Genomic DNA, 15,677 nt, shown 5'->3' with positions numbered 1-15,677 from the left:
TTGCAAATAATTGCTATTATTTTAGGATAGCTCCTAAAATATTCTGATATAAGGCGCCTATGATAGTTTTAACCTACCAGCTTGTTACTCAAACTGATCAGAATTACACCCAAAACGAAGAGTCCGATCAGCACATATAAATAATCGCGTTCGATCAGGAAGCCAAAAACGGAAAAAACAACGCGCGTAACTGGCGTAAATATCAGCAGCAACGTACCGAACTGTATAATTGCTTTTCCATCTAAAACACTCAAACCCTGGAAGATAGCCAGAATCGAAGAATAAACAGTTTTTGAAGGATTAAAAACACGGTAATCAATGATTTCATGACTATAGCCACTCAGATAAATTATACCTCCGATGAAAACGACGATCATCGATGCGATCACGCCTACCCGAAGTAATGTACCCAGGATAACCTGTATGTCTTTATCTGCGAAATAGTGTTTACCCTTTTGTTTCATCTGTTTATATTTATTGTTTTTCATTTGTCAGATGGATCCTTTGATGATTAAAATAATCATGTCGGATTCATTACAATTTTCCTGATAATCCATTATAAATCATTTGCAGTGCCAGAAAAGTGACTACGATCGCAAATATAATTTTGAGTTTGTCTGTATTCGTTTTGACCAGTAGTTTAGAACCGACAGTAGCTCCTGTCAGTACCCCCAGAGTAACCGGCATAGCGATCCCCGGATCAATCTGTCCGCGATGAAGATATACGATTGCACTTGCTGCAGCAGTTACCCCCATCATGAAGTTACTGGTCGTTGTAGAAACCTTAAAAGGCAGCCGCATGATATTATCCATAGCAACCACTTTTAAAGCCCCTGAGCCTATCCCCAGCAATCCCGATATAATACCGGCTACAAACATCATCACAAAACCACCCACCACATTATGTACACCGTATTTAACCGTTCCATTAGCAGTGGGGTAACTTCCATTTAATTTAAAGAAATTGGCCAGCACACCTGTCGCCTTATCATCCGAATGATCTACTTTTTTGCGGACCATCATGGCTGCTGAAAAAAGGAGGATACAACCAAAAATGACTGCAATATACCCCGGATTGATGTAAACAGTAACAATAGCACCGATCACAGCACTTATTGTTGTGGCAATTTCCAGGAACATCCCAATACGGATATTAGTAATCCCTTCTTTGACGTAAGCAGCTGCAGAACCCGAAGAAGTAGCAATTACAGATACAATTGAAGCGCCGATAGCATAATGAATATCAACCCCCAAAACCAGTGTTAATAAGGGAATTATGATTACTCCGCCACCCAGACCAGTTAAAGATCCGACTAATCCTGCTAAAAAAGCACCCGCTAAAACAATAATTGTAAATAGTAATACCGACATTGAGACAAATATACTATCTACAATCAAAACACAATAAAATTAAAATCTCATTGTTAAATTAAAACATAACCTATTTCAAATGAACAAATTTTTATTCCCGCTCCTTACCTTTGTGATGATTAACCTTTCTTTTACGCCGGCTGGTGCCCAGATTAAAGCACCTGCAGATAGTGTAAAAGCAGATCCCAGCTTAAGAGGACAGTATGAGTTTATGCTTTCGAAATCAAAAACGATCAATGGCTATAAACTAATTAACCCCTACAGACTTGCTGGTTTCTATAAAAGTGTGACCGATTCTATCAGGACAGAACGCAGCAGTCGTAAAAATCAGAATACAAAAATTGCCGAACAGGCAAAAACAATCACCGACCTGAATAATCAGATAAAAGGCAAAGAGAGCTCTCTGGCCTCTTCGAATTCTAAAGTTAATGAAATCTCTTTCTTAGGGATTTCTTTCAGCAAGGGAACTTATAACACGATTGTATGGTCACTGATTACTGTACTGGCATTAGCCTTTGCCTTTGTGACCATCAGGTCTGCCAAAAATATCCATGAAGCCAAATACCGGAGTGGTCTGTACGAAGAGATTTCGCAGGAATACCAGGCTTTCAAAGTAAAGGCAAACGAGAAAGAAAAGAAACTGGCAAGGGAGTTACAGGATGAACGTAACAAACTGGATGAATATAAAAACCGCGGAATCTAAAGACGGGGTTCATCAAAAAAAAGACCTGTTCCAAATGGAACAGGTCTTTTTTTTGATGAAGAAATTAACCCATTAAAATCTCACAATCAAGTCCATTGCAGCTGTATACTGGTCTTTTTTCAATCCATTATCATAAGGAGTTACCCCATCCGCATAAGCACGTTCATATCTGATTTCAGGACGCACCATAACCAGGCTGTTAAAGTGATGGACAAAACCAATAGTATGATCCGAATATTTAGTAGCATAACCTGTTCTGTTTCCCTGCGGGTCATTTAAATAACCATTACGTACTGAAATATAATCTTTATCCCCTAACTGAATCTGGAAATAGTTAACTGCCCCAACCGCTTTAGCCGATCCTGGTATCATACTTCCAGCACCTACACCTGTAAAGAAATCCTTGGGAGGACCATCAATCACGGTACCACCAACCAAAGCATCCTTTTGCCACATATAATAAACTTCGGTCATCATGTGCAAAGTTTTGTTAAAGCGATGACCCCAGGTGCCTACAACCATCTGTAAATTATCATGGTCATTTTTAGATTTTCCGGCTCCCAGTGAATTGATTCCTCCGTAAAGTGAGTTGTTGTTATCATTCGATACCCAACGGGCCATCAACAAACCATTGAGACTGGCAGAATTACTCCAGGGTGCCATATCATTTCCGGCATGTGCACCTACCTGTAGCTGCCAGTGCGCTCCTAATTTTATAATAGCCAGCGCACCAGTAAAAGTATAAGGGTCTACTGTAAACATCAGCGAGTGTGAATACAGGTAATTATCAGGGGCCCACTGTGCTTCAATATCAGCAGGAGAGATAAAACGTCCGATCTTCAGGACCATACCATCTGCAACCTTAGGAAAATAGAGCATCCCATAAATCTCAGCCGGATCATAACCATATTTGTTGTTATGTTTTAACAGCTGGTCACTGAAATAACCTTTACTTGTGGTATAGCGATAATCGGTCCCGAATATATTGGTAAATAAAAATCCATAGTCAAAATGATCAGTCTGTACCGTATTGGGTAATCTTTCCAGTTTGATGATGGCCTGATCCAGTACTACACCATTAGGCACTAAATCATAGGATTCAGGTGCGTTGGAATGTTTTGAGGAACTGATATTACCTCCGGCATCAATCCATCCATAAATTTTGAAACGGCCTTTAGTCAAACCGAGTAATTTTTGTAAGGGGTAGTTTGGTGTCTCCGAACTTGCACCAATCAAAGGGCTGCCGTCCCATTCTGAACTTGGAAAAGGAGGTGAATTAAGAGGGGATGGCAGTGAACGGGCCACAGTATCTTTTTTTACTTTTTTTAAGGTGTCTTGTTGTGCATGAACCTGGAATGCAACAGTCGCTATCGCAACCATCGTCAGTAGTGTTTTTTTCATTGCTAATCTGGTGTGTTTTTTTTGTTTAATAATTTCACAGGTGTTATCCAAATCAATGCCACCTGATCCAAAAAAAAAGATAATAACCACATTATCAATGCTATAAAATAAATAAATATACTATTTAAAAATTGCAAACGAAAAACACCTTTCCATAATGGAAGGGTGTTTTTCAAAAAGAAACAGATCCGCTGAAAATTCCAGCCCGCAGCACAAAATGCCTTAAACCAAAAAAGGCCTCCGGAGATTCCGAAGGCCTTTTTATTACACTAAAGCAACATTAAACTTTAATTTCTACTTCAACACCGCTAGGTAATTCAAGTTTCATTAAAGCATCAACTGTTTTAGAGTTAGAGCTATAAATATCTAACAAACGTTTGTAAGCACATAATTGAAACTGCTCACGTGCTTTTTTGTTCACGTGTGGTGAACGTAAAACAGTGAAGATTTTCTTTTCTGTTGGCAACGGAATTGGTCCGCTAACTACTGCGCCTGTTGGCTTTACAGTCTTAACGATTTTCTCAGCAGATTTATCTACCAAGTTGTAATCGTAAGATTTTAATTTAATTCTGATTCTTTGGCTCATCTTATTTTTATTTAAGGCTGCCTGTTAGAGCTATTAATAACAGGCGGCCGGTTTATTTTTATTACTCTGCAGATTTGATTCTGCCTTTTGATTTAGCAATTACTTCTTCCATAACGTTTCTAGGTGCTGGCTCGTAGTGATCAAACTCCATAGTTGAAGTTGCACGACCTGAAGTGATAGTACGTAACTGAGTTACATAACCAAACATTTCAGAAAGAGGCACAGTTGCTTTAATTACCTGAGAACCGTTACGTGTATCCATTCCCAAAAGCTGACCACGACGACGGTTCATGTCACCGATAACATCACCCATGTTTTCTTCAGGGGTTAAGATTTCGATTTTCATGATTGGCTCCATCAATACAGGAGAACATTTAGGTAATGCTTCACGGTAAGCCATTTTAGCTGCCAGTTCGAATGATAAAGCATCTGAATCGACTGCGTGGAATGAACCATCAATTAAACGAACTTTCATGTCTGGTAGTGGGTAACCAGCCAATACTCCATTCGCCATTGAAGCAGCAAATCCTTTTTCAACTGAAGGAATAAATTCACGTGGAATTGAACCACCTGAAATTTCGTTTACAAATTGTAAACCACCTTTTTCATAATCAGCATCGATTGGCGAAATAACAACTTGAATGTCCGCGAATTTACCACGACCACCAGATTGCTTTTTATACGTCTCACGGTGTTGAATAGTACCAGTGATTGCTTCTTTGTAAGAAACTTGTGGAGCTCCCTGGTTAACCTCTACTTTAAACTCACGTTTTAAGCGGTCAATCAGGATATCTAAGTGAAGCTCACCCATACCAGAGATAATAGTCTGACCAGAATCCTCGTCAGTTTGTACTCTGAATGTAGGATCTTCTTCAGCCAGTTTAGAAAGTCCGATACCTAATTTATCGACATCAGCTTGAGTTTTAGGCTCAATAGCTAAACCAATAACCGGCTCAGGGAAGTTCATTGACTCCAGAATGATTGGGTTTTTCTCATCACAAAGTGTATCACCTGTTTTGATATCTTTAAAGCCTACAACCGCAGCAATATCACCAGCTCCAACATTTGGAATAGGATTTTGCTTATTTGCATGCATTTGGAAGATACGGGAGATACGTTCTTTGTTTTCAGAACGTGCGTTATACACGTATGAACCAGCCTCTAAGTTACCCGAGTAAACACGGATGAAACATAAACGACCTACGAAAGGATCCGTTGCAATTTTAAATGCTAAAGCTGCAAAAGGCTCTGCCTCACTTGGTTTACGTAAAACTTCTTCACCTGTATTAGGGTTAGTTCCAATTACACCTTCCTGATCCATTGGTGAAGGCAATAATTCCATCACGTAATCAAGCATGGTTTGAACACCTTTGTTTTTGAAAGATGAACCACAAACCATAGGTACAATTTTAGCATCTAATACAGCCTGACGTAATGCGTCTAAAACTTCACGTTCAGTGATAGTTTCAGGAGCTTCGAAGAATTTCTCCATCAAAGACTCATCATACTCAGCAACAGATTCTAATAATTTTTCTCTCCATTCAGCAACTTCATCCAGCATATCTTCTGGAATTGGCACTTCAGTAAAGGTCATACCTTTATCATGCTCATTCCAAACGATACCACGGTTGTTGATTAAATCAACCACACCTTTAAAGCCTTCTTCAGCACCGATTGGTAATTGCAAAGGAACTGCATTACTGCCTAACATGCTTTTAACCTGTCCAACAACTTTCAAGAAATCTGCACCAGAACGGTCCATTTTGTTTACGAAGCCAATACGGGCAACGTTGTAGTTGTTAGCCAAACGCCAGTTAGTTTCAGATTGAGGCTCAACACCATCAACCGCAGAAAATAAGAACACCAAACCATCTAATACACGTAGTGAACGGTTTACCTCAACGGTAAAATCCACGTGACCCGGTGTATCGATAATGTTAATATGGTAATCCTGTCCTCTGTATTTCCAGCCAACAGTAGTAGCAGCAGAAGTAATAGTGATACCACGTTCCTGTTCTTGTGCCATCCAGTCCATTGTTGCTGCACCTTCGTGCACTTCACCAATTTTGTGACTAACACCAGCATAATAAAGGATACGTTCTGTTGTAGTGGTTTTACCAGCATCAATGTGTGCAGCAATACCAATGTTTCTTGTGAATTTTAAATCTCTTGACATCTTATGTTTTCAATAATTAAAAACGGAAATGTGAGAACGCTTTGTTGGCTTCAGCCATTTTGTGCGTATCTTCTTTCTTTTTAACTGCAGCGCCTTCACCTTTAGCAGCTGAAACGATTTCTCCTGCTAATTTTTCTTTCATGGTTTTTTCACCACGTCTGCGTGCATAAGAAATTAACCATTTCATGCCTAAAGCAATTTTACGGTCAGGACGAACTTCTGTAGGAACCTGGAAGTTAGCACCACCAACACGGCGTGACTTAACCTCTACTGCAGGCATTACATTCGTTAAAGCACGTTTCCACACTTCTAATCCATTCTCACCAGCTTTTTTCTCAGCTAATTCTACTGCATCGTAAAAAATTGAATATGCGATAGATTTTTTTCCATCGTACATCATATTGTTTACAAATCTCGTCACCTGAACATCGTTAAATTTTGGATCAGGAAGGATAATTCTCTTTTTTGGTTTTGACTTTCTCATTTGTTTTTCCTCCTAATTATTTCTTTTTACCTTTTGTTGGTGCGGCAGCTACTTGTCCTGGTTTAGGGCGTTTAGTACCGTATTTAGAACGACGTTGGTTACGACCAGCAACACCTGAAGTATCTAATGCTCCACGGATGATGTGATAACGTACACCTGGTAAATCTTTAACACGACCACCACGGATCAATACAATGGAGTGCTCCTGTAAGTTGTGACCTTCTCCAGGAATATAAGCGTTAACTTCTTTTCCATTGGTCAAACGTACACGCGCAACTTTACGCATTGCTGAGTTTGGTTTTTTAGGGGTAGTGGTATATACACGTGTACATACACCTCTTCGCTGTGGACAGCTGTCCAACGCTGGAGACTTACTCTTGAACTCCAGTGCTACTCTACCTTTTCTAACTAATTGTTGAATGGTTGGCATTGTTTTTTGTTTTTTCTATATTGTTATTAAAAACTTTACCCCTCAATAAGGGACTGCAAAGGTAAGACAATACATTTTATAAATCAAGGGGTTAACTTAAATTTAATCACACCCGGACATAAAAAAACCAAAAACACAGAATACAAACTGTTTAACGTAAAAACCAGCTTTATTTATCACGCATTGAAGGTGAAATTCTTTGCTCCGGGGGAAGAGCCTTAAACGTTTTGTAAGCATTCATTAAATAGAATCTAAAATCTTCCTGGTCGAGTTTATTCAGATCTTTAAGTGAAGGTCTGTATAATACCATAAAATAATCCAGCTCAGCCCCTTTTAAAGGAGTCAGGGCTTTCACAGCAGCTTCATTGAAACGCTCGTCTATCTTACGTTCCGTTTTTTCCCGCTCCAGCTTCCGTTTAAACCGCCTTGCATCCTTACCTTCTTTGGCAAAAATCCTGGTCAGAGAAAACATAAAAGGCTTATTCTGAGTAACCTGAACTACTCTCGCTTTACTATAAACATCAGCATACTCTATTTCAGGATGAAACGCGCCTGCTTTGATTTCCACTGTATGCAGTAATCTATTATTAAGGGATAAATATCTTTTTACAGGCTTGAGGTCTACCAGAAAGAGCGTATCCGGCAGATAACCCGGTTGATTAAAAACGAGCACCTGATTAACAGCAGCGGCAATTGTAAATTCACCTTTGGCATTCGTCATAGTCTTTTGCCTGGTTTGCTGATTCAAAACCTCTACCTGCCCTAACCTCAGTTGTGTAGCTCTGTCAGCGACAGTTCCCTGAACCTGCTGTGCATGTACAGCTAAACTAAAAATACTGATCAGGAGGAGAAAAACGAGCTTTCGGAACATGCTTAAAAATAAGCATTTTAACCCGCAACAACAGAGCTACCCTGAATATTTAACAATTTTTAAGAATTGGTTAAACTGCGGGCGGTATCACGCTTCTAAATTTTAATGGAAAGTATTCAGATAAAGTTTTTCTACTTTTTTACGTGCCCAGTCTGTCTTTCTTAAAAATTTAAGGCTTGATTTCAGACTCGGGTCGTTATTAAAACAGGCTATACGGACAAGTGTACCTAATTCCGGCCATCCGTAATGCCAGACTAATTGTTTCAGGATAAACTCGAGTGTTTTCCCGTGCAGTGGATTGTTAACTTGTTTTTCTTCCGTCATAAAATTTCACGTGTGGGCAAAGATAAAAAACTTAGCGCATAAACAGGCTCTCCTGAACTAATACTGGTTGAATTGCACTTAGATACTGGTCGGGATAAATGCACTGCTGACATAGATTTAGTGTATCAATAGTCCATGTATTTTAACTAGTTGAAATATATGGACCGGCCTTGGGCCTGGATTAACTCAATACTGGGCGCATCCCGACCAGTACCCGACCACCACCCGACTACAACCCTATTAATGTCTTAGCTGATCGAGACCATTACCCTTTTATTCTTATAATTCCTTAGGTTTGTATAGAATCGCATACGCGGTCCCTTAAAATAACTATCATATGAATTTTAACTTAGGTGATTTTGTTCGTTTTGTAGACGAAAATATAGAGGGGTATATTACCCGCATTATTGACAAGGATACTATTGGTGTTACTGATGCAAATGATTTTGAGATTCCGGTACCGGCTTCAAAAGTAACCCTGGTACATGGTGAGATTCCAGATGAGAATACAGTAGTTACCAATCGTCAGACTGTAGTAGCCCCTGTTGCCGAATTCAAAAAAGAAGGCGTTTATCTGGCTTTGATTACTGATCAGCACAGTACAGCAGTAGCGCATTTCAATCTGCTGAATGAAACTTCTTTCCAGCTGCTTGCTACACTGACTACTGAAAAAGGAGGAAACTATAAAGGCGAGTTCGCAGCCATCATTCCTGCAAACAGTGCCAAAAAGATCTTCTCTGCGAATCTGGGCGATATACAATTATGGCCAAAATTCAATATAGAGATCTTATTCTCCACTGCGGCAAATATTGAACCACCAGCTCCGTTGATCTACCGTGAAAACATTAAAGGCAAAGATCTTTCTGTAGCCAAAGTAGATATTGCCCTGCTGAAACAAAAAGGCTGGTTAATCAGACTGGATGAACCAGAACCACTGATCGATGCACAGAAATTAAAAGAGAGTTTTTTTAAAGCCCGTTAAATAACGCTTAAGTTCACGAATAATCCCGGATGAGAGAATTTAGATTTACCCATTCTGCAAATACTATTGGCCGCTGGACCTATAATTTATTGGTAAAATGGGGCGTTACTGAAGAGCTGGCCGCCTATATCAATCTTTTTGCCCTGCTCTTTTTACTGATTATCATTATATATGTCTTTCACCATGTGGTAAGAAGGATATTACGTATTGTATTGATCCGTTTCAGCAAACGCTCCAAAATCAAGTTCTTTCACCATTTACTGAATAATCGTTTTCCGCATTTCCTGGCACAATGTGCACCACTCCTTTTAGTGAATGCCCTTATCCCCGTCATTTTTCTGGATTTCCCGGATATGATCAAACCAATGAATGCCATCACTGATAGTTATATGGTATTTATTGTCATCTGGATGGTGATGGCCCTGATCAGAGCCGGCGGTGATGATTTGCGGACACAACCTGCCTTCCGCGAAAAACCCCTGGACAGTTATATGCAGGTTATGCGGATGATTCTCTACCTGATGGGCGCCGTGGTGATTTTCTCCCATCTGACAGGACAATCCCCTTTTGCCTTCTTTACTGCAATGGGTGCCATCTCAGCAGTTCTGCTTCTGATGTTTAAAGATACCATCATGGGTTTTGTAGCCAGTATCCAGGTATCAGCCAATGACACCGTCAGGATTGGCGACTGGATCACCATGACTAAGTATGGTGCTGACGGGGATGTGATTGCCATCAACCTCACCACTGTGAAAGTTCAGAATTTTGATAAAACGATTACTACCATCCCTACCTATTCCCTGATCTCGGATTCTTTTCAGAACTGGCGGGGAATGACAGAAGCAGGCGGAAGAAGAATTAAAAGGGCTATCCTGATCAAACAGGCAAGTATCAGGTTCATTACGCCTGAGGAAGTAACGGAATACAAAAAAATACAGTCTCTGACCAGTTATATCGAGCACAGACAAAAAGACATTGATAAAAACAATGAACGTCTGGGTATAGATAAGTCATTACTCATTAACGGAAGGAATCTGACTAATGCCGGACTCTACAGAAAATATATCGACAATTATTTATCTAATCATTCCGGTACACATAAAAAGATGACTATGATGGTCAGACAACTTGCACCGACACCGAATGGTCTGCCGATTGAACTTTATGTTTTCACCAGTACAACGAAATGGGCAGACTATGAATATATCATGGCAGACATATTTGATCATCTGATTGCAGCGGCGCGTTATTTTGATCTGCAGATCTATGAGTCGGAAGCTTCGGGAGACACCACCAGCATCAGCTTTAATGACCCGCTGACCATTAACCGGAAGGCTTAAAAAACAAAAGGTTTGCTAATGTTAGCAAACCTTTTGTTTTAAATCGGAAACACCTATTTAGACCAGGTATTGTTTGTTGCATCCGCATCCGGTAAAACCTTATCCGGATCAAGCACTGCAGATACGATCTCTTCAGTAGTCGGATAATTAATTGTCCAGCTCTTATTTCTCATCCAGACATCTACAGGAACCTTAACCACGTCTACCTTACCACTCTTTGTTTTTATCTGCAAAATGATCGGCATAGGCATCTTTTCCAGGTTCGCCACCACAATATCATAACCTACCAGCTGATCGTCCTTTTTAACAGGGGTTACGCTGGTGATTGCCTGGTCCATCTTCCAGTTATCCAGGAACCATCCTCTCCAGAACCAGGAAAGATCCTCACCTGCTCCATTCTCCATAGAACGGAAAAAGTCAAAAGGCGTAGGGTGTTTGAAAGCCCAGTGTTTGATATAGTTTCTGAAAGCATAATCGAAACGATCAGCACCCAGCACTTCATTTCTTAGGATATTCAGACCCATAGCTGGTTTAAAATACAGGTTAATCCCTATATTGGCTTCGACCATTGCATCGGGGGTGACCATAATGAACTCCCTTTCTGGTTTAGCCATGTATTTAGCAGCCATCTGCACATTATCCTTTGGCTTTTTATATTCTCCATGGTTAAAAGCTTCTGCAGCTATTCCATTGATAAAGGTATTAAAGCCTTCATCCATCCAGCCATATTTACGTTCATTGCTACCTACAATCATAGGGAACCAGCTATGTCCGAATTCATGATCGATCACTCCCCATGTTTCTTCAGTTTTAGCTTTCCAACCGCAGAAAACCAATCCCGGATATTCCATACCACTTATATTCGAAGCGATATTCACAGCCATTGGATAAGGATATTCAAACCATTTATCCGAATAATGCTCAATAGTAGCCTTCACATATTCGACCCCTCTTCCATAACTATCTTTACCATTACTCTCTACCGGCTGAGCAGAAACTGCCAGTGATTTTTTGCCACTTGGCAGATTAATCTTCGCAGCATCCAAAACGAAAGCTTTTGACGAAGCAAAGGCTACATCTCTGGTATTGCTCATTTTATATCTCCAGGTCAGCTTATCTTTAGCAGGACGTGATTTAGGATCTGTCACCTCTTCGGCCGTACGCACAGAGATAGTCTGATCACTTAATTTCGCAGCATTCCATCTTTTCAGTTGTGTCGGTGTAAATACTTCCTCCGGATTCAGCAACTCTCCCGAACCCATTAAAATATGACTGGCAGGAACTGTTACATTATAATTGATATCACCATACTCACAATAGAACTCTCCCGCTCCCCAGTAAGGCAGCGTATTCCAGCCCAGTACATCGTCATAAACACATAATCTTGGAAACCATTGTGCAATAGAATAGATCTCTCCGTTTTGTGTAGTCAGGTGTCCCATTCTGTCCGATCCGTTAATAGGGATCACAAAAGAATAATTCATTTTAATCGTGATCAGTTCACCATTTGCCGCTAAAGGTTTATCCAGACGGATCTGCATCCGGGTATCTTCAATAATTGAAGTAAATTTAACTGGTTGTGCTTTTTGAGAAACAGCTAAATCAGTGATTTTATATCCTCCATTTACCTTTTCGCCCCTGGCACCATAACGACTGCCTAATTTAATCAGACTGTTCCCCCTGGAATGCTCATCAAAAAGATTCTGATCCAGCTGTAACCAGATATAGGGAAGCTGATCCGGGCTGTTGTTTTTATAGGTAATAGTTACTGTACCGGTTACTGTATTTTTCTGGTCATCCAATGTTGCAGAAATATTATAGTCCGCACGGTTCTGCCAGTACTTTGCCCCCGGATAACCACTTGCTGAACGGAACTCATTGCCATTCTGGGTATAAAACAATGGACCGAATGCCTGATGAGGGTCATACTTACTTTCGGCAACCGGTTGTTGCGCGTTGGAATTGATACTAAAAGCAAAAAACACTACAAAGAGGAGTGTTTTCTGGATAAATTGATGGTTCATTATATCAGGGTTTAGATTATTTCTTATCTAATTTCTTCATTGGCGGCAACTTTCTTTGTTCAGGAGGTAATTTTAACCAGGTCTGATAAGCCACTGCAATATAGTAATCATAATTAAAAGGATCATCAGCCTTTACTCTTTCTACCGTCGGACGGTAGAGTTCCATAAATTCTCTTAATTCCTCACCCTGTAATTTGATCAGGCCACTAACCCGTTCTGCACTAAAATTCTTACTGATATCTGCTTCATAGGCAGACTTTTCTTCAAGTGCTTTTACTTTTTCTCTCTCCCTTCTGTCTTTTCCAGAGCCAAACGACAACCCGATACCACCAGCGCGCTGTATATTCTGTGTTGGAGAAATCCCATGCACTTGTGTGTATTTTTGCGCATTGGGATCTTTCAGGTCCAGATCTTTGGAAAGTTTTGCACTTTTGATATCTACCTGTTTCAGATTCGTTGCCAGTACAGGCAGATAGATAGTTTTAGATAACATATTAGTCAGATATAAAGTATCTGTATGATATCCCGGCAAAGAGAATTCAAGCAAATCTCCTTTAGCCGCCTTAATCATAAATTGTCCGGCAGCTCCGCTCACTGTTCTCTCCTGAGTACTCAGGTTGCGAACGTTTACCTTTTGCAGCGGGAAACTCTTATTGTCATAGTCGAATACCCCGCCGGTGATTCCTGTTTGTGCCAATGTATATAGTGGTATTGTAAGTAACAATACAATAATTAAGCGCTTAAGCATTTTTTTCAGTTTAGAGTTTTTTTAAATAGGAGCAGGTTCCAAATATAATTCAGTTTACTGCTGCGTATTACTTTTTAACAAAAATTAACAGGTAATAGTTTCCTATTTCAATAGTTTGCTATATAATTCTTCCTCGAAACTAATTAATATAGCTTTTCCATCCTGCTCTACCACAGGCCGCTTGATTGCACTGGTATGAGTCAATAAAACTGCCACAGCAGAATTCTCATCTTTAACCTGTTGCTGTTGCTCGGGGGTCAGCTTTTTCCAGGTGGTACCTTTTTTATTCAGCACAGTTTCCCAACCAAATACTGCACACCATTCATGCAGTTTTTCTGCACTGATTCCTTGTTTTTTAAAATCATGGAATTCATAGTCAATACCGTTGTCTGTTAACCATGTTCTCGCTTTCTTAACCGTATTACAATTCGGGATTCCGTAAACTATCATCTGTATAAAATAAAAGCCTAAGATACCTATATTTCATCAGAGTATATATTATTGATTTGTATTGATATTTTTATTTGTATCAATGAACTCGCAAGCTCGGTTTGTTTTTAAATGGAGAGGAAGCTATCATGATTTTGTTTCCATTTCGTTGCGTAATTTGAAAAATCATGATGGTTTCCTCATTCATCACATTTTTTAAGGCATTCATCACATTTTAACGACATAAAGAAAAACCCTTTGTAGTATTGTACACCAATTCAAACAATATGACTAATCCAGTTAACATGAAAATAGACATTAAAGACTTAAGCAAAATAGAATTCTGGGCAGTCAGTATTATCTATGGGTTTGCTATTCTGATGCTGATTTCTCATGGCTCTCAACATAATAATGCACCCTACGAATTCGATGCTGCCAAAATAAACTTCAGCTATCTTTCGAATTACTTTATGCCGGGCCTGTTCAAGTATTCTATTCTGTATTTTAGCTTCCTGCTACTTAATTTCTGTTGCCTGCCCCCATTATATAAAAAGATCAATACTGGTATCAACTTATCTATTCTACTGGGGGTGTACCTGTTTTCGGGACTCGTACTCAGTATCACCCAAACTTATAGTAAGGCATGGTTGCTGGTCAGCTACGACAATATAGATGAAGCCTATAATAAGATATTCTTTGATGGCTTCACCTATGCCGCCTGGCTGATCCTGTTGATTTCTATTTACACCGCACTCAAAAAGCTGATTATTTACCTGGTTGAGAACGATGAAAATATAAGTGAAAAAAGGATGAAACTGGAGATCGCCTTCGGGGCGGGCTTCTGGTTTGTTGGTATCCTGGTCTGGCTGGCGATCGGGGTAGATTTCAACGCTATTCTATGCTGGACCCTGGTCATCGCATCCTGTACCTTCATGACTATCTATGGAATCTATTATATGATCCCCATGCTCATCTCGCAGGGGAAAGGGTTTCGCAGTTACCTGGGCAAAAATATTTTACTGACCCTGGTTTTATCCATTCCCTTAGGATTGATTGCTTTTATTATTAGCGGTTGGGGTGAACTGTTTCCAATTGTAAATGCATTTCATATTCCGGCGCAGTTATTAATCAGCACACCACTGGCCTGGTATATTTACAAAACCAGGAATGCTACGGATGAACAGATATTTTCGCTGAAAAAGGAACTGGGCAAATCGGATGCTACACTGGGTTTTCTTAAATCCCAGATCAACCCACATTTCCTGTTCAATGCACTAAACACACTTTACGGCACTGCTTTACAGGAAAAGGCAGAGCGTACCGGCGAAGGCATCCAGAAACTGGGAGATATGATGCGTTTTATGCTTCAGGAAAACATGCAGGATAAGATCTCCCTAAGCAGAGATATTGATTACCTGAATAACTATATCGAATTGCAGAAACTCAGGACCTCTACCACAGTTGACATCATCATCAATACAGAGATCGAGGAACAGTTTACCGATCTGAAGATTTCACCAATGTTATTGATCCCCTTTGTTGAAAATGCCTTCAAACATGGCATTAGTCTTCAATTTCCGTCACATATCAAAATCACCCTGCAAACTAAAGCAAATACACTTTATTTTGATGTTCATAACAGTATTTATCTGAAAGCTGACGGAGACCCTGAGAAATTAAACAGTGGAATAGGCCTTCAGAATGTAAAACAAAGGCTAAGCTTACTCTATCCTAAAAAACATGAATTAATTATCAGGGAAAGTGCTAAAGAGTTTTTCATACATTTGACATTGAACCTGGATTAAAAA

At 39.8% G+C, this 15,677-nt stretch carries 16 protein-coding genes; 4 read left to right on the top strand and 12 right to left on the bottom strand.

Annotation, left to right across the window (positions count from 1 at the left end; translation table 11 throughout):
• Positions 1-68: 68 nt before the first annotated feature.
• Together HDF25_RS12200 and HDF25_RS12195 are read right to left on the bottom strand one after the other, a co-directional pair.
• A complete protein-coding gene (locus HDF25_RS12200) occupies positions 69-464 on the bottom strand; it encodes a DUF1634 domain-containing protein (protein WP_184625068.1) in 396 nt (131 codons plus the stop codon).
• A 70-nt stretch (positions 465-534) separates the two neighbouring features.
• Positions 535-1,371: a sulfite exporter TauE/SafE family protein gene (locus HDF25_RS12195; protein WP_184625066.1), complete on the bottom strand. Its 837-nt coding sequence runs from the start codon at positions 1,369-1,371 to the stop codon at positions 535-537.
• Positions 1,372-1,450: 79 nt separating this feature from the next.
• On the opposite strand from HDF25_RS12195, the gene HDF25_RS12190 reads away from it, so the two are divergent.
• On the top strand, positions 1,451-2,074 hold the full coding sequence (locus HDF25_RS12190; RefSeq protein WP_184625064.1) for a hypothetical protein: 624 nt from the start codon (positions 1,451-1,453) through the stop codon (positions 2,072-2,074).
• Between the two features lie 72 nt (positions 2,075-2,146).
• Here the strand turns inward: HDF25_RS12190 and HDF25_RS12185 are convergent, their stop codons facing one another.
• From HDF25_RS12185 to HDF25_RS12155, 7 genes are all read right to left on the bottom strand, one after another.
• Positions 2,147-3,475: an outer membrane beta-barrel protein gene (locus HDF25_RS12185; protein WP_184625062.1), complete on the bottom strand. Its 1,329-nt coding sequence runs from the start codon at positions 3,473-3,475 to the stop codon at positions 2,147-2,149.
• Positions 3,476-3,755: 280 nt separating this feature from the next.
• Positions 3,756-4,061 (bottom strand): 30S ribosomal protein S10, encoded by a 306-nt coding sequence (gene rpsJ, locus HDF25_RS12180; RefSeq protein WP_008244591.1) that lies wholly within the window; start codon positions 4,059-4,061, stop codon positions 3,756-3,758.
• A 61-nt stretch (positions 4,062-4,122) separates the two neighbouring features.
• On the bottom strand, positions 4,123-6,237 hold the full coding sequence (gene fusA, locus HDF25_RS12175; protein ID WP_184625059.1) for an elongation factor G: 2,115 nt from the start codon (positions 6,235-6,237) through the stop codon (positions 4,123-4,125).
• A gap of 16 nt (positions 6,238-6,253) precedes the next feature.
• Positions 6,254-6,721, bottom strand: a complete 468-nt coding sequence (rpsG, locus tag HDF25_RS12170; protein ID WP_041878496.1) for a 30S ribosomal protein S7 — start codon at positions 6,719-6,721, stop codon at positions 6,254-6,256.
• 16 nt (positions 6,722-6,737) lie between these two features.
• Complete coding sequence (gene rpsL / locus HDF25_RS12165; RefSeq protein ID WP_008244597.1) at positions 6,738-7,151, bottom strand: 30S ribosomal protein S12; 414 nt, start codon at positions 7,149-7,151, stop codon at positions 6,738-6,740.
• A gap of 169 nt (positions 7,152-7,320) precedes the next feature.
• Positions 7,321-8,022: a hypothetical protein gene (locus tag HDF25_RS12160; RefSeq protein ID WP_184625057.1), complete on the bottom strand. Its 702-nt coding sequence runs from the start codon at positions 8,020-8,022 to the stop codon at positions 7,321-7,323.
• A 102-nt stretch (positions 8,023-8,124) separates the two neighbouring features.
• Positions 8,125-8,346, bottom strand: coding sequence for a VF530 family DNA-binding protein (locus HDF25_RS12155; RefSeq protein ID WP_184625055.1), 222 nt, complete (start codon positions 8,344-8,346; stop codon positions 8,125-8,127).
• A gap of 337 nt (positions 8,347-8,683) precedes the next feature.
• Between HDF25_RS12155 and HDF25_RS12150 the strand changes: the two genes are divergently transcribed.
• Both HDF25_RS12150 and HDF25_RS12145 read left to right on the top strand, forming a co-directional pair.
• Positions 8,684-9,328 (top strand): hypothetical protein, encoded by a 645-nt coding sequence (locus tag HDF25_RS12150; protein ID WP_184625053.1) that lies wholly within the window; start codon positions 8,684-8,686, stop codon positions 9,326-9,328.
• 29 nt (positions 9,329-9,357) lie between these two features.
• On the top strand, positions 9,358-10,668 hold the full coding sequence (locus tag HDF25_RS12145) for a mechanosensitive ion channel family protein (protein ID WP_184625051.1): 1,311 nt from the start codon (positions 9,358-9,360) through the stop codon (positions 10,666-10,668).
• A gap of 53 nt (positions 10,669-10,721) precedes the next feature.
• On the opposite strand, the gene HDF25_RS12140 is transcribed toward HDF25_RS12145, so the two are convergent.
• The 3 genes from HDF25_RS12140 to HDF25_RS12130 form a co-directional block, all read right to left on the bottom strand.
• A complete protein-coding gene (locus HDF25_RS12140) occupies positions 10,722-12,692 on the bottom strand; it encodes a M1 family metallopeptidase (protein ID WP_184625049.1) in 1,971 nt (656 codons plus the stop codon).
• A 16-nt stretch (positions 12,693-12,708) separates the two neighbouring features.
• Positions 12,709-13,440, bottom strand: a complete 732-nt coding sequence (locus tag HDF25_RS12135; RefSeq protein WP_184625047.1) for a hypothetical protein — start codon at positions 13,438-13,440, stop codon at positions 12,709-12,711.
• A gap of 102 nt (positions 13,441-13,542) precedes the next feature.
• Positions 13,543-13,890: an ArsC family reductase gene (locus tag HDF25_RS12130; RefSeq protein WP_184625045.1), complete on the bottom strand. Its 348-nt coding sequence runs from the start codon at positions 13,888-13,890 to the stop codon at positions 13,543-13,545.
• A gap of 284 nt (positions 13,891-14,174) precedes the next feature.
• On the opposite strand from HDF25_RS12130, the gene HDF25_RS12125 reads away from it, so the two are divergent.
• Positions 14,175-15,674 (top strand): sensor histidine kinase, encoded by a 1,500-nt coding sequence (locus HDF25_RS12125; RefSeq protein ID WP_221450895.1) that lies wholly within the window; start codon positions 14,175-14,177, stop codon positions 15,672-15,674.
• The last annotated feature ends 3 nt before the right edge of the window (positions 15,675-15,677 follow it).

This window comes from Pedobacter cryoconitis (genome assembly GCF_014207135.1).
GTDB classification, from domain to species: domain Bacteria; phylum Bacteroidota; class Bacteroidia; order Sphingobacteriales; family Sphingobacteriaceae; genus Pedobacter; species Pedobacter cryoconitis_D.
Note: the sequence above shows the minus strand (reverse complement) of the source record. Positions and strands in the feature narration are given on the sequence as shown.